18 protein-coding genes are annotated in these 20,454 nt (G+C 33.3%); 3 read left to right on the top strand and 15 right to left on the bottom strand.

The features are described from left to right. Window positions 1-110 precede the first annotated feature (110 nt). The 6 genes from Q1K37_RS05960 to rbr all read right to left on the bottom strand — a co-directional run bounded on the left by Q1K37_RS05960 (window position 111) and on the right by rbr (window position 3,879). The gene (locus tag Q1K37_RS05960; protein ID WP_300410449.1) at window positions 111-332 is read right to left on the bottom strand and encodes a DUF951 domain-containing protein; all 222 of its coding nucleotides are present in this window, start codon (window positions 330-332) and stop codon (window positions 111-113) included. Further along, window positions 316-1,185 (bottom strand): mechanosensitive ion channel family protein, encoded by an 870-nt coding sequence (locus Q1K37_RS05955; RefSeq protein ID WP_300410491.1) that lies wholly within the window; start codon window positions 1,183-1,185, stop codon window positions 316-318. Before Q1K37_RS05955 ends, Q1K37_RS05960 begins: the two co-directional genes overlap by 17 nt. Next, a complete protein-coding gene (locus Q1K37_RS05950) occupies window positions 1,185-1,424 on the bottom strand; it encodes a DUF3343 domain-containing protein (protein ID WP_300410447.1) in 240 nt (79 codons plus the stop codon). The genes Q1K37_RS05955 and Q1K37_RS05950 overlap by 1 nt, the downstream gene beginning before the upstream one ends. Window positions 1,425-1,435: 11 nt before the next feature. After that, window positions 1,436-2,020 carry a sulfurtransferase-like selenium metabolism protein YedF gene (gene yedF, locus Q1K37_RS05945; protein WP_300410445.1) on the bottom strand — a complete coding sequence of 195 codons (585 nt, stop codon included), beginning with the start codon at window positions 2,018-2,020 and terminating at the stop codon, window positions 1,436-1,438. A gap of 9 nt (window positions 2,021-2,029) precedes the next feature. Then, window positions 2,030-3,049, bottom strand: a complete 1,020-nt coding sequence (locus Q1K37_RS05940; RefSeq protein ID WP_300410443.1) for a hypothetical protein — start codon at window positions 3,047-3,049, stop codon at window positions 2,030-2,032. A gap of 242 nt (window positions 3,050-3,291) precedes the next feature. Then, window positions 3,292-3,879: a rubrerythrin gene (gene rbr, locus Q1K37_RS05935; protein WP_300410490.1), complete on the bottom strand. Its 588-nt coding sequence runs from the start codon at window positions 3,877-3,879 to the stop codon at window positions 3,292-3,294. A gap of 281 nt (window positions 3,880-4,160) precedes the next feature. Between rbr and Q1K37_RS05930 the strand changes: the two genes are divergently transcribed. Then, window positions 4,161-5,366, top strand: a complete 1,206-nt coding sequence (locus Q1K37_RS05930) for a S41 family peptidase (protein WP_300410441.1) — start codon at window positions 4,161-4,163, stop codon at window positions 5,364-5,366. A gap of 93 nt (window positions 5,367-5,459) precedes the next feature. Here the strand turns inward: Q1K37_RS05930 and Q1K37_RS05925 are convergent, their stop codons facing one another. From Q1K37_RS05925 to Q1K37_RS05910, 4 genes are all read right to left on the bottom strand, one after another. Beyond that, window positions 5,460-7,790, bottom strand: coding sequence for a hypothetical protein (locus tag Q1K37_RS05925; RefSeq protein WP_300410439.1), 2,331 nt, complete (start codon window positions 7,788-7,790; stop codon window positions 5,460-5,462). A 12-nt stretch (window positions 7,791-7,802) separates the two neighbouring features. After that, complete coding sequence (locus tag Q1K37_RS05920; RefSeq protein ID WP_300410437.1) at window positions 7,803-9,857, bottom strand: MMPL family transporter; 2,055 nt, start codon at window positions 9,855-9,857, stop codon at window positions 7,803-7,805. A 3-nt stretch (window positions 9,858-9,860) separates the two neighbouring features. Continuing rightward, the gene (locus tag Q1K37_RS05915; RefSeq protein ID WP_300410436.1) at window positions 9,861-10,460 is read right to left on the bottom strand and encodes a TetR/AcrR family transcriptional regulator; all 600 of its coding nucleotides are present in this window, start codon (window positions 10,458-10,460) and stop codon (window positions 9,861-9,863) included. 195 nt (window positions 10,461-10,655) lie between these two features. Then, the gene (locus tag Q1K37_RS05910) at window positions 10,656-11,318 is read right to left on the bottom strand and encodes an NAD(P)H-hydrate epimerase (RefSeq protein ID WP_300410434.1); all 663 of its coding nucleotides are present in this window, start codon (window positions 11,316-11,318) and stop codon (window positions 10,656-10,658) included. 111 nt (window positions 11,319-11,429) lie between these two features. Here Q1K37_RS05910 and Q1K37_RS05905 point away from each other — a divergent pair, with 111 nt between their 5' ends. Then, the gene (locus Q1K37_RS05905) at window positions 11,430-12,401 is read left to right on the top strand and encodes an aromatic ring-hydroxylating dioxygenase subunit alpha (protein WP_300410432.1); all 972 of its coding nucleotides are present in this window, start codon (window positions 11,430-11,432) and stop codon (window positions 12,399-12,401) included. Between the two features lie 40 nt (window positions 12,402-12,441). On the opposite strand, the gene Q1K37_RS05900 is transcribed toward Q1K37_RS05905, so the two are convergent. The 4 genes from Q1K37_RS05900 to Q1K37_RS05885 form a co-directional block, all read right to left on the bottom strand. Further along, window positions 12,442-13,125, bottom strand: coding sequence for a YoaK family protein (locus Q1K37_RS05900; protein ID WP_300410431.1), 684 nt, complete (start codon window positions 13,123-13,125; stop codon window positions 12,442-12,444). 70 nt (window positions 13,126-13,195) lie between these two features. Next, complete coding sequence (locus tag Q1K37_RS05895; RefSeq protein WP_300410489.1) at window positions 13,196-14,104, bottom strand: hypothetical protein; 909 nt, start codon at window positions 14,102-14,104, stop codon at window positions 13,196-13,198. Between the two features lie 102 nt (window positions 14,105-14,206). Then, on the bottom strand, window positions 14,207-14,512 hold the full coding sequence (locus Q1K37_RS05890; protein WP_300410429.1) for a DUF4298 domain-containing protein: 306 nt from the start codon (window positions 14,510-14,512) through the stop codon (window positions 14,207-14,209). A gap of 23 nt (window positions 14,513-14,535) precedes the next feature. Further along, the gene (locus tag Q1K37_RS05885; protein ID WP_300410427.1) at window positions 14,536-14,793 is read right to left on the bottom strand and encodes a hypothetical protein; all 258 of its coding nucleotides are present in this window, start codon (window positions 14,791-14,793) and stop codon (window positions 14,536-14,538) included. 213 nt (window positions 14,794-15,006) lie between these two features. Between Q1K37_RS05885 and Q1K37_RS05880 the strand changes: the two genes are divergently transcribed. Beyond that, the gene (locus tag Q1K37_RS05880; protein ID WP_300410425.1) at window positions 15,007-16,077 is read left to right on the top strand and encodes a methyltransferase domain-containing protein; all 1,071 of its coding nucleotides are present in this window, start codon (window positions 15,007-15,009) and stop codon (window positions 16,075-16,077) included. 100 nt (window positions 16,078-16,177) lie between these two features. On the opposite strand, the gene Q1K37_RS05875 is transcribed toward Q1K37_RS05880, so the two are convergent. Continuing rightward, a complete protein-coding gene (locus Q1K37_RS05875) occupies window positions 16,178-20,212 on the bottom strand; it encodes a cell wall-binding repeat-containing protein (protein ID WP_300410423.1) in 4,035 nt (1,344 codons plus the stop codon). Window positions 20,213-20,454: the final 242 nt, after the last annotated feature.

Genomic DNA, 20,454 nt, shown 5'->3' with positions numbered 1-20,454 from the left:
TTACATATAGTGACCTTATCCTTAAATCCATTGACATTCAAAGCAAGCACTCAAAATTTGAGTGCCTGTTTACAAAATCAATTAAAAATATTTCTTTAAACTTCTTTTTTTTATTCTTCTGGCTCATAGTGAATTATGGAGACAAACTTGCCATCTGAATCCTTAATCCTTCTCAGTTTTCTTTCAAACTCCGGTCTTTCCATCCAAATTGATTTTTTACAGCCTTGACATTCAAGTTTGATATCCATACCGGTTCTAGTAATCTTCCAGATATTTTCTCCACAGGGATGACCTTTCTTCAAAGTGATAATGTCATCAACTTTGTACTTCATTTTTATCACCCTTGTCCTTGGTATTAATTCTTTCCTGGCAGAGTTCTACAAATCTCTTTCTTATCTCCAACTCCAACCAGTACTGTTTTCCAGCTTTTGCCCAACCTACTACTGTAACTTTTACATTGGCAAAGTTACCAACATCCGTTACACCAAAAAGGCTAGGTTTGACAGTTACGTCTTCATTATCTTCCAACTCGTCACCAATGGTTTCCACTATGTCCAAAGCTTCTTGTAAAACCAACCCTTGAGGTACAGTCATGGCCACAAATGCCCTTTGATTGGACCTAGACATGTTTTTAACCGTATTTATCTCCCCATTGGCTATATTGGTCAAGGATCCGTCAAAACCTCTAATTTTCGTGGTTCTCATTCCAAACTGTTCTACAATTCCAGAAATTTGATTATTTATCGTAACATTGTCTCCAATGCCATATTGATCTTCCATAAGGGCAAAGACTCCAGATATAAAGTCTCGTACGATAAACTGGGAACCAAATCCTATAGCTACTCCACCTATCCCAGCAACGCCAACAGTCAAACTTCTTCCCAAATTGAATAAATCCAGTATTTGGAGAAGAGCAAAAAAATAGATTAGATATCTAAGGGTATTTTCTACTACTGAAGCTATTGTCCTTCCCTGGGTTGTTTCTCCAATCACATTTTTAAAACGTTTAGGTTCAGCAGTTAAGAACTTTTGAAATACTATTCTAGTAACCACTTTTGCAATGAATAGTGCAAGTACTATGATAAGGATACTCATTGCAAATTTTCCTAGAAGATTTAACTTGTCAGTGCCTTCAATATAGAAAAAACTTTTTACATACTGATAATACTCTTTAAATTCCCTCATCACTCGATTTTCTCCGCAATATTTCCGTCGGGATTCATAGTGTATCTCCAAATATAGTCTATGGGAAGACTTCCTTTAAATTCCTTTACCTTTTCCAAATCTTCCATGTCCATTCTAATAGTAAGACCACAACTTTTAGAAATCTCCCTTGGAGTGGGTATGGTTTTAATATCAAACCCCTCATCTTTTAATTTTTTCTCTGTCATCATTGTATGGTTGACAGATTCAAAGGTTAACATCAAGTATTCCATTATCTTATAATAATATTTTTCTTCGGTCCTTGGATTTTTTCATAGATTGTATACATATTTGAAATTTCACCAATTTGAAGCTTCTCTTTTAAGTTGTAGAAATCTAGGCAGGTTCCACAGGATACAATTTCCACACCTTCTTGGGCCATAGCTTTTAAATCGTCTAAAACTTCTGAACCTTCACAAGTTAAAAACACACCCTTATTATAGAATACAAGAGTCTTTGGTAGAGGTTTAGTTTGAGAAACAGTATAGATAAAGGATTTAATTAAAATCTTTCCAAGTTCCTCTTCTCCTCCACCCATGGTGTCAGAAGTGATGGCTAAAGTGAAATCTTCATCAGAGGCAACTTCTGTTGCTTTAGAATCCTTTGATTTATTGATCGTAACTAGGTAGTCGTCTTCAGCAAATTCTTCATAGTCAAAGTCAAATCCTTGGCCTTGAGCAAACTTTGAAAGATTTTCTACACAAACTCTGTTATCTACAGCAACTTCAACTGTTCCCTCTTCCATTTCATCTAACTTTTGTTTTGTAATTATTACAGGTTTTGGACAAAGAAGTCCTTTTGCATTAATTTTTTCCATTTTTTCCTCCTAATTATTTACTCCATTACTAATAGAATTTGAATGTATGAAGAAAATATCCTCCGGACGTACAATGGAGTTATATATTTCTTCAGTTTGTATATAATCTCGAATTTCTCCACCTTTATATTGAGCAAAGCCCTTAGAATTATATAAAAGAACTCTGTCATTTGAAACTGCTAAAGAGGAAAAATCCCCTTTAAGCTCCATCTTTTTTAGGTTTTTCAAAGTCGAGTCATAAACCCCAAACTTGTCATCTTCCAAAATATAGACATTATCCTTTCTAATTCCGGCAGATTTAAAGTCCTTTATTTTTTTCTTACCTACTATGTTTTCATCTTCCATAACCCTGGCTTCTCTATTGGAAATAGTAAGTATTTTATCATCCCTTAAAACCTTATTATAAAATATAATCTCCCTAGGAAAAGTCAGTTTCTTTTCTCCTAAAGTTTCTATATCTACAATGTCAATAAAGGAATTAACCTGGTTGTCATCTTCTTTCTTTTTAATAATAGAAGTTATAATTGCTCTATCATTAGCTAAGTCCCCAACTAGAATCCTTCCCTTTACACCATTGCTTTTAAGAACCCTTCCCTTAATATCCAATATTGAATAATTGGATTTCCCCATGGCAAGGACTTTGTCCCCAGACAAAATACAGGTTTCAATAGGAAATTTCAATTCCTCACTATACTTTATTTTCCCTGACTTATCCAAGAAATAGATATTGTTATTGGAATAATACACAATGGTTCTTTCATCTCCAAGGATATTTCCTCCCTGGGAGGGTAAATTTATTCTTAAGGTCTCCTTACCATCACCAGAATATCTTACGAGATATCTGTCCTTTAGTAGATATGTTCCTTTAGAATTGATTACAATATTAGAATAGTCTCCTTCAATTGGAAGATTAGAAAAATTCTTCTCATAGCTGTTTAAATTGAAGATTACAATTCCAATAATAATTAAAAATAAGACTCCAAGGCCGATTAAAAAATTCCTGTTTTTAAATACATCTGTAAATTTCATATTCTCACCATAAGTATATTCTACCATTAAAGAAGAATAGTTTTAACTTTAATTTATGGATTTTTTTAATCAGATTCTAAGTTTTCTCATATATCGATTAGGTCTATGCCTATAATTAATTAAATACCCTATTATTAAACAGATAATCAAGTATAATATCAAATTTGTCTGTATATTTTTATAAAAATCAAGCACTCAAATTTGAGTGCCTGATTGTTAAAAAAGCCTTTTAAGCTGATTTTTTAATATGTTTCTTTAAATACTTCAAAATGACCTTGAGGATGGTCACATGCAGGACAAGCTATTGGTGCTGATGTTCCCTTATGTATATAACCACAGTTATTACATTTCCAATATACTTCTTCGTCCTTCTTAAATACCTTATCTTCTTCAATATTCTTTAATAGTTTTCTATATCTTGTTTCGTGAGCTTCTTCAACTTCTGCTATCTCTCTCCAAACATATGCAATTTCTTCAAAGCCCTCTTCTTCAGCTACATCTGCAAATCCAGGATACATAACAGTATTCTCTTCTTTTTCTCCTTCAGCAGCAGCCAATAGATTTTCAGCTGTTGTACCTAAAAGCACTGGATATTCCCATTCAACTTTTACTGCCTCGTCCTTTAATCCACCTGCATTTAAAAATTTAAAGAATCTTTTAGCATGTTGGTCTTCATTTCTTGCAGTTTCTTCAAAGATATTGGATATTTGAACATATCCTTCTTTCTTAGCTTCCTTAGCATAGTATTTATATCTCATACTTGCTTGTGACTCTCCTGCAAAAGAAATCATCAGGTTGTTTGCAGTTTTAGTTCCCTTTAGATTCATAATTACCCCCTATAATTATTTACTTATCAAACACTGAAATGTAAGCATTTGACTTTATCCTTCGACTCTATTGTAACCCTAAAGTCAATAAAGGTCAATTTTATTGTAATGATTACAAACTTATGCTTCATTATTCTAGGATTATGAATTATTTTTCAACAATTGGGTACAAATAGGTTAATCTGTTGTGATATTACCTTTACAATAGTTTAATTATCCAGTTTTTATCAATAATTATCCTGTTTTTAGGATTATTTATGATAAAGTAGAAGAAAGGAGGACTTATGAGCAGGAAAAATTTTATAGTAGTAATCTATATTACTATTTTTATTGTTGCCTTTGCATTATACCAACCAAATTTACAATCGAAAAAGGAAAAGACAACTAATAAAACCAATAGTTTTTCTATTTCCGGAGCAGAGGCTTCAGAAGAGTTTAAGTATCTTTCATCAATTATTGAAAAAAATTATGCAAATCTGCCATACTTAGAAGAGTCTAACACAATTGATATGAAAAAACTCTCAGAAACTTATGCAAAAAAACTAAATACCGATATGAATTTACCAGAGTACAAGACTATTTTACAAAACTACCTAAAAGAATTTAAAGATACTGAACTTACTATACTTACTTATGACCAATATAGAGATCTCTACAATATCTTTTCCAGTAGGGAGGACTCCGTCATATATTCTCTATTAAAGGATGAAGAAACCAAAAAAGTATATTCTGAATTTAAAAATGAAACAGAAAACAAAACCAATACAAACCTTGTCCTCGATACAATAGGAGATAAGGTTGCAGTTATTAGAATTGATGATTTCAATCAAAGATATAAAGTAGAGGATGGTAAGAAAATATTGGAATTTCTTAAAAAATCCAATTCCTACCCCTACTTGGTCATTGACCTTAGAAAAAATTCCGGCAAATCCCTTACTTATGTAATGGATAATTTGATTAAACCCCTTTCCAAAAATACAAATGTTGCGGAATTTAAAATTCTACAAAGAACTAAGGACTTCCCCAAGGTACTTGAAGATATAAATGTATTATCAGGATTTACCGTAAATTCCGATTATTCAGATACAAAAGAGATTTCCTCTCAAATGATGAAGTCGCAACAAGCAGAACAATTTCCCTACTATCAAAGTTACACAGTCAGGGACAATGGTACCAATACAGCTAAGTTCAAGGGTGAAATTTATATTCTACAAAGCGAAGACACCGGTGAAGCTGGAGATTTCCTATGTCAATTTTCCAATAGGACAAACTTTGGAAAAACAGTAGGAACTTTTACTGAGGGAAATGGAATAGCGCCAGTGGATTCGGTTGTTAAGCTTCCTAAGTCCCATCTACTTTTATCCCTTCCCTATGGTGTTGGAATAAATGAAGATGGATACTTAAATAATTTAAATGGTACCTATCCAGAAATACCCGTTTCTGAAAAAGAGGATTCTCTAGATTATGTGCTGAACCTATTAAGCCAATAATTTTTTAACTATTACTAGGATATTAAAGAGCTGCCACTTTTGACAGCTCTTTAAATCATTAATCTTCTAAACCAATCTCTTGATTTCTATTCCTTACTTTATTTTTTCTATTATTCTGGAACTTGTTTTAAAATTATCTTCAGTGCCTGTCAATGACCTATTACTTTTTGCCATATCCTGCATTATATCGAGTATCTCTTTTATCTTTGTAACATCCTTGGTCTTATTTCCCAACTCATCGATGCCCTTTTCTTTGTATTCCTGAAGCCTATTGCTAAATTCCTTAGAACCTTTAGTAATCTTTTCACTTCCATCTTTTAATTTTGTAGTAGAGGATTGTAATTCTCCAATTCCATTGTTTAAGGAGTTTAAACCAGAGATCATAGGATTAATCGCCCTTTCGTTTATATCTTTCAAGGAATCTAACATTATGGATTTACTCTTAAATTCTCTAAGTCCATTTGCCAATTGATTTGAACCCTCCTTAAGGTTTTGCGAATTTGAGTCCAATTGTTTCAATGCAGTATTAAGCCTATCGACTCCCTCCTTGTTTTTAACTGTGGCTTTTCTTAATTGACTTGAGCCTTCTTTAATTTTTCCAGTAGCCTCATCAAGCTCTTCTAAGGAATTTGTAAGATCTGTTAATTTATCATCCTCCAAAGAGGAATTTATCTTATCAATACCACCGGACAACTCTTCAGAGGCTCCTAAAAGTTTTTCTTTTGAGGAATTTAGCCCGTCATACAAAGCTTGGGAACCTTTAGACAGTTCAGATGTGGCTAGAAGCAACTGGTCGCTACTATCGGTTATAACTTCTAATCCATTTATTAACGTATCGCTATTATTTATTGGAAGTTCTTTGCCCCTTAATCTATCAGCTTCACCATAAAGGCCGTTTTTTATTTCATTTAAAGCAGCAATTTGTGAATTAAGCTCACCTTCTGTATTCAATTCAGATAGAGAGTCTATTGTACTTTGGATACTATTTGCTTTTTGCTCTAAATTTGCAACATTCTCTTCCAGAGAAATACCCTGGTTACTTTGATTTTGGGCTGCGTCTTTTAATTCATGTAATTTTTGATTAAAATTTTTGGTGTTTTCATACAACTGAGAAGCGCCACCGGCTAAATTTTCTGTTTTTTCAGTTATGGCATTGATATTTCCACCAATTGCATCCATACCATTTCCCAATTTAGTCAAAGAGTTCTTTAATTGATCCTTTTGTGTATTAACTTCGTTTAATTGTTCAGTTCCTTTTTTCATAGTTTCAGTTGCCGTCTTTAATTGTCCAATCCCTTGATCCAGGTCAGAAGTTCCCTTGGAAATCTTCCCTGCACCTGAATCTAATAGATCCGTATTCTTACTAATTTGATTTACACCATTAGTGTAATCTTCTATACCCTTTGATAGCACCGCTCCCCCATCATTCATTTTCTCGATATAGCCTTTTATAGGCTTTATCTTACTTGGAATTTGTCCAAAGGCAGTTTGTAACTTAATAGCTCCAGTACTTAATTTTCGTGAACCGTCATATAACTTAGAAACCCCCTGGTTCAATTGTCCAATCCCATTATCCAATTGACTTTGTGCATCATTCAGTTTAAAGGATGCATCAACCAGTTTTTGTGAATTGTCCTGTAATTCTTGGATTCCCCTTTCCATTTCATCGAGTGATTCTAACCCCTTATCTTCTTGAAATATTTCATTTGTGATGACGGTATATACTTCAACTGGCTCAAAGTCTTTAATATCCATCTGGATTTTGACTTCGTCTTTGAATTTATCCAAAGTTTTCTGATCTAGACTATCTTTAAAATTTTCCTTCATCCCTGGGATTAAAATTGAACTTACAACTTCATTCTTCCCATCTTTTACAATTTTACTATCTTTAGAAACTATATTTGATGCGATTTCCTCATCGAAGGTCATGGCAGTTAAAACAACATAGGGAGAATATATCTCTCTTTGTTCTCCATTGATATTTTTAAGTTCGTGTTTATTGTTATCTGCACTAATCACTATCTCAAGATGTCCAGATTTCCCCTTCAAATCCTTACTATTTACTTCTTTTCCCTCTAGGATATACTTAACCTTTACATCTACAGGAAGAGCTTCCTCTGACTTTCCTTGATAATATACATCCTTTTCTTGATTTTCCCAGTCAATATACCCATCCACCGTTTCTATCTTTTCATCGGTTTTTAAATTCCTAATATCCTTTAAATTTGATCTGTCTTCACCATTTATTTTTTCATCAGAATTTAACCAAACAGACACCGTCTGATCGATTATTTTGTCATTTTCCTTAGTAATATATAGGGTTTCCCTCTTATTGATAATTGATTCTGCCCCATATGAAATATTTGTCATAACCATGGATGAAAGGATAGCCATGGATAAGATTCTTCTTATACTCTTTCTCATCTTATATTCCTCCTAATCTATTCCCTTTGTAGTCTTCTTAATAAAGGGAAAGGTGATACTAATTATTGCCGGCAAGAACAATATGATGGAGACCATACTTATTATTGCTCCCCTGGCTAGAAACATACATATAGTAGAAACTATTTCCATCTTTGAATAGATCCCAACACCAATAGTTGCTGCCATGAATGAAAGAGCAGATGTTGCAATCGACTTAGATGTTTCCTTTACAGAAGTCCTTAAAGCCACATTTACATCATGATTTAATTCATATTCATGCAAAAATCTATTGGTCATTAAAATAGAGTAGTCAATGGTGGAACCCAATTGTATAACCCCAATGATGATTGAAGTTACAAAGGGAATTGTTTGATTTAAATAAAATGGAATTCCCATATTGATTTGGATTGCCAGTTCAATGGCAGCTATTAAAATAATCGGTATTCCTATGGACTTAAATACAATGGCAATTATGATAAAGACTATTGCAATAGAAGCAATATTCACCATTTTAAAGTCCCTGTCGGAAATTTCAGTTAAATCGTAGGTTAAAACCGCTTCTCCTGTTAAATAACCCTCCTTATCATACTTTTCAATAACATCTCTCATTTTATCTATCTGTCTATTCACTTCATCAGAAGCAGTTTGATATTTTGAATTAACCATTATCATCTCATAGCCATCCTTAGAAAAGTTATTCCTTAACTTATCGGGTAAAAAAGTAGTTGGAACAGTTACTCCAGATAGAGAGTTTGCACTTAACACATTGTTAATTCCTTCAATGTCTTCAATCCCCTTAATAAGAGAATTTAAATCCTGATTGGATAGGTCGTCTTTTACCACAATAAAATGAGTTGATGCCATATCAAAGTCTTTCTTCATCTTATTTAGCGCTACGATTGAGTCTAGCTCTTGTGGTAGAGAACGGTCTAAATTGTAATATAGCTTGGTGTTTACAGAACCGTAAATAGCCGGAATGAATAGTACTAAAAATAGTATGAAAAGTCCCTTTCTGTGGGCTATTGTAAAATCAGCCGTCTTGTTAAAAGAAGGTAATAACACCCTATGATTGTATTTATTAACAAGTTTTTCAGCTATTAATAACATGGGTGGAAGGACGATTATAGTAGATAAAAGTCCTAGCAAGACTCCCTTACTCATAACCAATCCTATGTCTTTCCCAAGCCCTAGTTTCATCAATACAAGTACTATAAACCCTGCAAAGGTAGTCAATGATGAAGCAAAAAGAGCAGAAATGGTCTTTTGAATAGCTATATCCATAGCATCATTTTTATTTGAATTGAGTCTTTTTTCTTCCACATATCTATGGTACAAAAATATCGAATAGTCCATAGTAACCGCCAATTGAAGTACAGCGGCAATGGCCTTGGTCAAGTAGGATATCTCACCTAAAAACAAGTTAGTTCCAAAGTTATATAAAATTGCATATCCTATAGTCAAAAGAAACACAAAAGGTATAACTGTGGATTCGTTGGTTAGACTAAGAACAATTAAAGCAAGAACTACTGCCAATCCTACATAAATAGGCGTCTCCTTATCTATTATGTCCTTAGTATCCTTTACAAGTGCACTAAGACCACTTAGGAATTTTTCCTTTGATTCCAAGGCCCTAATTTCATCTATGGCTGCCATCGTTTTAAAGGATGAGGAAGATTCACTGAACTTTACCATCAACAAAGTGCTATCCTCTGAATAAAAAACATCCTTTATTTCATCTGGTAAAAATTCCTTGGGAACCATATCCCCTGTTATTGAAGACTTTGAAATCACATCTTCAACTCCATCAATTTTTAAAATATCTTTTCTTAATTTTTCTGCATCATAATCCGTGCCCTTTACCATTAGCATGCCTGAAGCCGCATTCTTAAAGGTATTATCTAATATTTCTTGACCTTGGGTAGATTTTAAATCCCCAGGTAAGTATGAAAGAATATCGTAGTTTATATTTGTATTCTTATATCCTATCCATGATGGAATCAACAACAATGTCATCACAAACAAGACCAACCTGGGGTGATGCGAAATAAATTTTGTTACTCTTTTCATATTCTATCTCCCATTATTACTAAATATCTTTTTTATTACTCCAAATAAAACTGGTTTCATCTCTTCAAGTGTCAATATGGAATCTTCCCTAACCGCCAATTTACAAGTGGACATCATAATCTCTAAGGTTAGAGATAGGATATATAACTGTTGCTCTTGGCTGTATCTAACGGGAAATAATTTTTCATATTTATTTAAGATAAATTGCAGCGTTGAATCCGCCTCTTGAAGCCTTTTATCACTCTCAATTTTTGTAAAGAGTGCCCAATTTAAATTTTCAGAAATCAGCTCTAATTCAAAGGAATGACTTACAAAATAATCCATTATATAGTTCACAAAGGCGATGTATCTATCGATAGCATTCTTTTGAAAGCATTTCATTTCAGCCTGTATTATCAGTTCCATAGCCTTTTCTAAAACTACCTTTTCCTTTAAATCATCTTTGTCCTTAAAGTAAAGATAAAAAGTTCCAAGTCCATATCCTGATTTAGTCATAATATCTCTTATGGATGTCTTTTCAATCCCCTTTTCTTTAAATATCGTCATTGCAGAGTCCATGATATCAATTTCTTTCTTCTTCTTTTTTTCTTCTATAATTCCCACTTTTTCCTCCTTTCCAATTTTTGAACAATGTTCATTTTTTAATACATTAGCTATGATAACACCAACATGAACAATGTTCATTATGCAGATTTGACTTTTTGTCTAATGATACATTTGAAATTAATACAATAAAAAAGACACCCAATAAACTTGAGTGTCAAATCCTGCCCTCTAAAATTTTAAAACATTATTATCCTATTGGTTTAATGCTCTCTCAATTGAAATTTCTGAAATTCCTATTTTTACAACTTTATATCTTCCACTATAATCCATAAAACATTTTTTAGGTAATTGTAATGTTAAAGTCATGGCTGCATTTATACAAATTCCCATCTCTTTTCCTGTATCTCCACTAAGTCCTGAAGGTATGTCGATTGATAAAACAAAATTATTAGAGCTATTGATAATTCCAATTGTCTTTGCAAAGTTTCCTTTTACTTCCCTTTCAAGTCCCGTTCCAAATATTCCATCGATAATAACTCCCTTATTGGCTAATTCGTAAGAAAGGTTATTGAAATCATACTGTTCATCAATTAAAGTTAAATCCGCCTTTAAATTTTTAAGTATCTCTAAATTTATCTTGTAATCACTAGATCCTTTATCAGGTTTTCCTAATAGAAATATTCTAACATTTTTCCCTTGGATTAAAAGCTCTCTTCCTACAGCTAAAGCGTCTCCTCCATTGTTTCCAGGACCTGCAAAAACATAAAAATTATCCTCCTGTAAATTTTCAATAATCCACTGCACTATAGCACTTTTTGCATTTTCCATCAAGACAATCGAAGGAATTCCTACAACTTCAATGGCGTCCCTATCAACTTTTCCCATTTCCTTTGGACTAATAAACAAATCCTTCACAAAATTCTCTCCTTTCTATCTTATTTTGATTTATACCCGACTATTGGTATTTATATAAATTTCTTATGTATTGCTAGAAAATAGTGTATAATTCAACATAGAGGTGAAAATATGATAAAAAATAAATGGTATGCCATCCTTCCATCTAAGGATGTAAAGAAAAATAGTCCAATCGGGGTGAAAAGATTAAACTCAAACTTGGTCTTATTTAGGAACCAAAGTGGAAATATTACCTGTTTAACTGATAGATGCTCCCACAGAGGCGCAGCCCTTAGTAAAGGAGTAATTAAGGGAAATTGTATAAAATGTCCTTTTCATGGAATTGAATTTGACTCAAAGGGAGATTGTAAGCTGATTCCTGCTTTAGGTGTTTCAAATCAAAGTAATCTAAGTAGATTTAATATCGAAAAGCATATTGTACAAGAAAAATATGGAATAGTCTTTCTTTGGTACGGTGACAGCAAAAAAGTTACAAAGCACATTCCCTTTTTTGAAGACTATATTGAAAAGGACTTTGTCTATAGTGAATTAAAGGATCACTGGAACACTCATTACTCTAGGGCAATTGAAAATCAACTTGATGTCGTCCACCTACCCTTTGTCCATCACAACACCATAGGTAGAGGAAATAAGACATTAGTCAATGGACCAAAAGTAGAATTTCACGACTATATCATGAAGACCTCAGCAGACAATGAAGTTGATAAGGGACAAAAACCTCTAAGTAATAAGGATGCTAGTATAAAAAAGACCAATCTCAATTTTATTTTCCCCAATATATGGCTAAACAACGTTACCGATAAGATAAAAATTCTAATATACTTTGTTCCAGTAGACGAGGAAAACACATTGCTTTACATCAGATTTTATAATAGGATTACAAAGATAAAGCCAATCGATAGTTTGATTGCCTTCTTTGGAAAAATTGCCAACAAAATAGTGGAAAGGCAGGATAAGCGAGTTGTAGTAACTCAAGTACCTAAAAAGTCTGGCCTTAAAATTGGTGAAAATCTAATTCCTGGTGACTCCCCAATAATTAAATATCGTCAAATACGAGAGGAACTTCAATTAAATGAGGATTAACATATCATTAAAAGATTAAATTTTCGATTTTAAATCCAGACTACCTCCTACTTTCTTTTAAATTAATGATCGGTCTATGCATTAGAATAAAGGATATCACTAATAATATAATGGAAAAGACTATTGCTTTAAGCTTTAAGACCTTAATCAAATAACCTTCAACAATGGCTCCTATCATAAAAAAGAGTATCACTAAAAAATAGACGGCGGACTGTTTTAAATAGAGATGCTTTCTGGAATAAATAAATTTACTTAAATTGTCCATGCACTTTCTCAAGTTTCCTATACACATTGTGGTTGCTATGGAATTACCATAAATCGATTGAAAGCTTTGCACCTGAATTCCACAAGCTAAGGATATTAGGCCATTGGAAATTGCATTATTCTCCTTAGATATAAAGGGGACAATGGCCAATAGAAGAATTTCCATGAAAACTGCAATCTGTCTCCAGTGAAAAGCCCTTTCTCTACATATATACCTGATTATATTAGCAGTAAATATTCCTAAAACGAATGCAGTAATCGGTAGAAAAAACTTCAGTGCCCTATTAAAGTTTGCTGATGCTAAATTTATCCCCAATAATAGAATATTTCCCGTCTGGGCATTGGCAAACACCTTCCCTCTGGCAAGATAGGAGTAGGCATCCATTGCACCTCCCGATAGAGCTAGTATTAAATTGAGTATAATGGATTCTGACATCTGTATTTTCTTATTAACAAACATAATTAACACCATTTTCTAAGATAATTCTCCTTAATGGTAACACTAATAAGTTAATTAGTTAAGAAAATACCTAAAAAATATCCCTCTTGTCTAATATGGACTTATCCTCAGCAATTTTATTAACAAGTTCTTCTTTTCTCTCTTCTGAAATTTCCCCTTCCAAAAGATATTTTATTAATTCTTCTTGATTTTCAATTATATTTCTTTGAAGTCTTCTAGTTGTTATTAAATTTTTAGAAGCAATCTCTCTCTTCTTTTTTACCTTCTCATTTATTTCATCTAATTTTTCCTCTGCCTGTTCCCTTAAGTACTCGGTATTCTTTTTAATTTTTTCCAACCTGGCTTTAACTCTAGCCGTTCTAAATTCTACATTTGGATAGGCATCTAAAATACGTTTATGAAGCAGAGATTTATTTTCTAGAAGTTGCCTTACTTCCTTTGCTATCTCCTCGCTATTGTCAGCTCTACTGTCTTCGACGCTAAGCTTTAAAATCCTCATAATAAAATGAGATATTATATAATCGACTCCAATTATGATTAAGAGTATGAAAATCAAAATTTTTACAAAAGAAGTAGAATGCTTGGATATCAACTTAAAGAAATAGGGGTTGAAAATTCTAGTTATTATCATTCCTCCTAAGCCGAACAATATTAAATTACCTATCCAAACCCTTCCATTTAAATTCATCGGTTTATGGGTGTAGTCCCACCAACGGGCATGAAATCTCTTTTCAAAGAAATAGGACGTTAAATATTCTAAAATCCCACAAAAGATAAAAGCTATTAAAAAACTCGTACCATAGGAGGACTCCACCGGAGCCAGTAGATCATTTAATACTGTAACTAAAACCACTCCCGAACCATAGATTGGACAGTAGGGTCCAATTAAGAATCCTCGATTAATAAATCTATGGTAATTTATAAACATAAGTGTAACTTCCATACACCAACCTAAAAATGAGTATAGGAAAAAAAGCAAAATTAGATTATATAAATAGTTTAAGTCATAACTCAATTTACCACGCCTACTTTCAAAATATCATAACTTAGTTACTAGAAACATGAAACTTTTCTTCTCATATCAATGCCTCTTAATTATTTCAAGAGCCGTTTCCATCATTTCTATTGCAGTACTGTAATTATCACCAATAATATTGTATATTCCATCTTCAGATAGGACACCACATTTTATATCCTTTGGAAAATCCGGCTCATTTGACCAGTCATAGTCCTTTAAATAGTCACTTGAAGAATAATAGTCCACTAATCTATTATAGTCACTTTGACTTTCTTTAAAGTCCTTAAGGGTCTCATTAAATTTCTTTAAAACCTCTTCATGTCTATTCATTATTCTTTCCATCTCTTTAATTCTCTCAATTTGTTCCATTTTTTCACTCCATAATCATTACTTTATAAGCTAAATACCCATAGCATCGTTATAAGAAAAGCCAGTACCGTTACTACAATAGATATTAGAAATAATATAGGCTTTGATAATTTAAACTTCGATTCTATGAAAGTAAGAATAACCCCTCCAAGGGGCGCATATATAAACCCATAGAATAAGAAAAACAAATTCAGATCTCCATACATTTTTGCCAATATATAAAAAAACACAAAGGATATAACAAAAATCAATATTGTATTTCTAAAAAATTTTAGTATCATGGCTTCCTCCCTTTCAACGTTTTAATATTTATACCCGAGACATAAAGGATAAAGCAAAAATTGCATGTACTAGTTTAAACAAACCATTTGTATATTGTTAGTTTTATAGGGTATCATAATAAGCAAAGGGTAGTAAATTTCTATCCCTGAAGTTAATATATTTTTATAACTGTAAATTACACCACATTTAAGAATTTCAGAAAGGAAGGACATATGTCAGACGTAAGAAAAGAAGTTAAGGATTACTATAGTAATATCACTGTAAATGAAGAAGGAAAGATGAAAACATCTATTTGTTCCTGTGCATTAGAGAACTTTCCTCCTCATATTCAGGAGATTAGAAACCAAATCGACCCTGAAATCATAACGCACTTCTATGGTTGTGGATCTCCTATTCCCCTCGAATTAACCGGCTGCACAGTACTGGATTTAGGTTGTGGTACTGGTCTTGACGTCTATACCCTATCTAAGTTAGTAGGAGAAAAGGGAAAGGTTATTGGAGTGGATATGAACGAGGACCAATTGGCAATAGCTGAGAAACACCGAGATTCCATGGCAGAAAAGTTTGGTTTCTCTAAATCCAATGTAGAATTCAAAAAGGGTTTTATTGAGGATTTAAAAAGTCTTGGTATTGAAGATGGGTCCGTTGACGTGGTTGTTTCCAATTGTGTAATAAACCTCTCTCCAAATAAAGAAGATGTCTTTAAAGAGATATGGAGAGTTTTGAAAAATGGTGGAGAGCTATACTTTTCTGATATATTTGCAGATAGAAGAGTTCCTGAGGATATTTCAAATAACAAAATATTGAGGGGCGAATGCCTTGGTGGCGCAATGTATATAGAGGACTTTCGAAGACTTTTAAACAAAGTGGGTTGGAAGGATTTTAGATATATGTCTTCTACTCCAGCTCCAATTAATAACTTTGAAATTGAAAGGTTAATAGGAAATATCAAATTTTCATCAAGAACTGTTAGAGCTTTTAAATTACCGGATTTAATTGAAGATATATGCGAGCAATATGGTCAATTTGCAATTTACAACGGTGGAATAATTGGCTCTGAGTTCTCTTTAAAATTAGATGACCACCATACCTTTGAAAAGGGATTGCCTATGTCCGTCTGTGGCAATACCTGTGCTATGGTTGAAAACACAAGATTTTCAAAATATTTTACAATCTATGGAAATCGAGATGTACACTACGGTCCATTTGAAGGCTGCGGAACTTCTCCTAGCATTTCCCAAGATGATGAAGGTAGTTGCAGCGGCGGAAGCTGTTGCTGCTAAGGATAAAGTAAAAATTATTTAAATAACTAGAAACAAAAAGAAACCCCTCAATCCAAATCTTATGGATTTTGGGGTTACTTTAATCTAAAAAGCTATTTATTTACTTTCCAAGAAAAGTTGATATTGTGGATTTCCCACCAACAATCAATATCTTTTCTATTTTTTCTTCAGCGATATAATCCTTTACGGATTTTTCTAAATAATCTCTTCTAGTAAGAATTATTGGATAATCATTTGTACTCCCAAGGACTGAAGCAGTTAATGCGTCAGCATATACTTGTCCGCTTGCAAGGATTATAGTTTTTGATTCTGGGAAGAACCTCTTAGCTAATAGTACAGAAGTTTCATATCTGTCCTTACCAGCAATTCTCTCAGTCTTATCAAATAGATTTTCAACAGCTTTTCCTACAGAAGTCTTTCCACCAACGATTATTGCCTTTTTAGGAAGGTTGGACATTGATGGAATGATATCACCTTTAGCTAGAATAATAGGTGTTTTACTCTTCGCACCAAAGCTACCAGCTGCAAGGGCGTCAGGATAGTTTCTACCATCGGCAACTATTACTTGTTCCTTATTTCCACCAAGGGATAGTACTAGGTCATAAACCTTCTTAGCTGTTTCATATCTATCCTGTCCAAATACCCTATCTACTTTGTAGGAACCAGTTAATGTGTTTTCAATATCCTTTGCAACTGAATCCTTACCACCAACTACAGTGATGTTTTTAGCTTCTAATCTTTCTAATTCCTTAACAACGGATTTTAGAGAGCTTTCGTTAACTAAAAGTACAGGAGCATTTTTCATTCCCGCTAATACAGAAGCAGTCAACGCATCAGGATAATCTCCACCAGATGCCAATATAACATTGTCCGCTTTTTTGAAAGTCTTTTTACTTATTTCAATAGCAGTTTCATATCTATCTTGTCCCTTGATTCTATCAGTTTCAACTTTCACATCTGATGGTGCAGTAGGTTTAGTAGAATCTGTTGGATTTGTAGGATCCTTTGGAACTCCTGGATAGTTAGGCTTTGAAGGCTTTGTTGTCTCTTCCTCTTCAAATACAAGTACTAATTTTGCAGGAATAGAATTTTTATCTTCAAATGCATCGGCGCATCTAACCCCTTCTCCAGAAAGGAAGATGGATAGACTATTACCAGATTTAAAATCCTTTTGTCCAATTATTTCTTTAATTATTGAACTTAGGTCTGGAGTTCTTTGAGCTTTACCAGCTTCTCCTTCCATTGTCCACTTAGGAATGTCCTTCCAAACTACTTCTGCTTTAGTATGGGTTCTAGAAGAAACATTCTTGTCTTCTTCGATGAATTCCTTAGAATTAGCTGTCAATTCCCCGGATATTTTAACATTGAATGGATCAACATTTTTAGAAGATTTAGTCTCATCTGTTGCAAATTGTACAAAAGCTTCCTTTAATTTCTTTCCAGCAGGAATTTTGATGTCGTTGAATCTTAGACCTATTTCCTGTCTTACATCGCCATCATATGCAATTTCTAGGTCAGAAGAATCCATATACATACTACCAGTATCTAAATTTTCTTCAACGTCATCATTTCCATTGTTGATTGCGTATATATCTGCTCCGTTCGGAAGTTCGTAAGGAGTTTTTAAAGTTATTTCAATTGTATTTGACTTATATTCTTTTCCATCTATGGTTGCAGTTGCATATATCTTAGTAGAAGATTTATCTTCAGGTTTAGTAACAATTGTAACTTCACCTTTTTCATCTACCTTTACAACTGTTTCATCTTCAACATGGAATTTAACATCTTTTAAATCTATAGATACTTCTTCAAACTTAGTATCTCTTCCGAAAACGTCTAAAGTTGCCTTTTCATCTAAAGAAGAATCTAATTCATAATCGTCTGAATCAAGGAATAGTTCAACAAATTCAACAGGTTTTATTGAGTCGATATTAGTACCAAATGGTTGAGTAAAGGCAATTCCACCCTTACCAATTAGGTTTGCTCTTACATAGTTGAAAATTTGTCCCTTGTGGTCATTGATATTTAATGTCTTTCCTTCTGCAATTACTTCACCATCTGCTATCCATTGGATTTTATCAGTGTTTTCAGCATCAATGCTAATGCTTAAGTTTCCTTGATCTACAGAAATATTTGTAATTGTTGGAGTAGGTCCCTCTGCTTTAAAATCTCTTCCAAGTTCTCTTCTAGAAACCTTAGCTACAGCATAGAAGTTACCACTTTCCATTGCATATCTAGTTTCTTCAGGAGTATTTTCTGGCATCAATAGCATATTGTAACTAAAGCCAGTTGCATCCATGGAATGGTTGTCGTCGTTTGAGAATCCCCAAATAGGTCTATTTGGCATGGAAACTGAAAGTAGATTATCCCAAAGGATTCTATCGGAGAAGGAGTCTCCGTCTTTCTTGTTGATGATTTCCATTCCAACAAGGGAATCATATTTGTTAAATAGATTCATATACTTTGAAATTGTTGCAGGAGTACTTGAAACCATTTTTCCATAGGAACCATCATCTTGATCATAAACTCCACCAGTGTATCTTCCAGGGTGATTAATATGAGAAATTCCACCTAATTCATGAGCTTGTTTAATGGACTCTTCCATATTGGCTCCCTTTTCTGGGTTTGTATATTCAGTCCAGAAGGTGTTCACATGGTCATGTCTAGATTGTTCTTCAGAATTTTCTATAAAGTAAATTCCTCTTCCCTCTCTATCAACACCAGCTTCCATTTCAGCTCTTCTCTCAGAAGTAACATATTCTTTCTCTCTGTCAGTTCTATCAATAGCAGTGAAAAGATGGTTATGGTCAGTCATGGCAATAACGTCATAACCTAAATCGTAATGATGTTCTATCATTTGTTTTGGTGAATTACCACCATCAGACTCATTAGTATGGGAGTGGAAGTTTGCCTTGTATTGATTAAATGTATTCCAGTCCACGTCACTATATGGGTTTATGATTGGACCATTTTCTTCTACAACTTTAAGACCAAAAGGTTGTGTGAAAGCAATTCCACCATCACCCATAATATTGGCTCTTACATATCCATTAATCTTATCTACATTTTCAAGTAAGTCAATACTATTACCTTCGCCAATTACTTTACCATCGGCAATCCATTGAATGGTGTTGTAATTTTCAGCATCGATAGTTATTGAACTTTTTGACTTGTCAACGGAGATGTTTGTAATTTTAGGAGTTTCACCCTTAGCTTCAAAATCATCTCCCAATTCCCTATGACATACCTTAGCTACAGCATAAAAAGTACCATTTTCCATGGAATAACGAATATTTTCTTCGTTATTTTCTGGAAGCAGCATCATATTGTAACTAAATCCTGTCTTTGCTATTGAATGATTGTCATCATTTGAAAAACCCCAAATAGGTCTTTTTGGCATTGACTCTTTAAGTAAGTTGTCCCATAGAATTCTGTCGGAATAAGAATCTCCATCCTTTTTGTTGATGATTTCCATTCCAACTAGAGAGTCATATTTGTTAAATAAATCTAAGTACTTGTTGATATGTTTAGGATCATTTGAAGCAGCTTCTCCATCTGCTCCTTTATTGGCAGTATTATCTCCACCAGTATATCTACCTGGATGGTTGATATGTGTTATACCACCTAAACCTTGAGCCTTATCGATTGAACCTTCCAATATAGCTCCTGTATTATTTACTGGTGTGTTCGTCCAAAAAGAGTTTAGATGATCGTGGACAGAATGTTCGTTACAATATGGAATGAATACTATTTTTCTTCCATTTCTACCAGCACCAGCTTCCATTTCAGCTTTTCTTTCAGCGGAAACATATGTTTTATTAGTATCGGTTCTATCAATGGTTGTTGACTTATGATCATGATCTGTGATAGCAACAATATCATATCCTTGTGCATAATGCTCTTCGATCATTTCATAAGGTTCATTGACACCATCTGATTCAGTAGTATGGGAATGGAAATTTGCCTTATATTGATCAAATTTATCCCAATCTACAGTACTATAAGGGTTAGAGATTTCAACCCTCTTTCTACCAGCAGCTGACACTTGAGTGTTTAGGTTTAGCCCTGGAATTAAACTCCCAAGTATCATAGCCATAGCTAAAAGTGCAGCCATGGATTTTTTAAGTATCTTCATATAATACCTCCTCGCATTTTTTGTACAATTCCATCTTATCGGCTATCTATTAATTTCACTTTGGAAAGATGTAAAATGTATGTTTAAAAGTTGGAAGGCTATGTTAAATCTATTCTTTATAAACCCCTAATATATATAGGTAAACCCTTGTAATTATTAAATTGTTTTATTTTATGTAAATATTCGCCGGATTATTTAATAATGATTTTCATTTTAAGCTTATCCTCAATTTTCCTCTATCA

Origin of the sequence: Lagierella sp., assembly GCF_029983815.1 — a bacterium.
In the GTDB taxonomy this organism is placed as follows: Bacteria; Bacillota; Clostridia; order Tissierellales; family Peptoniphilaceae; genus Mediannikoviicoccus.
Note: the sequence above shows the minus strand (reverse complement) of the source record. Positions and strands in the feature narration are given on the sequence as shown.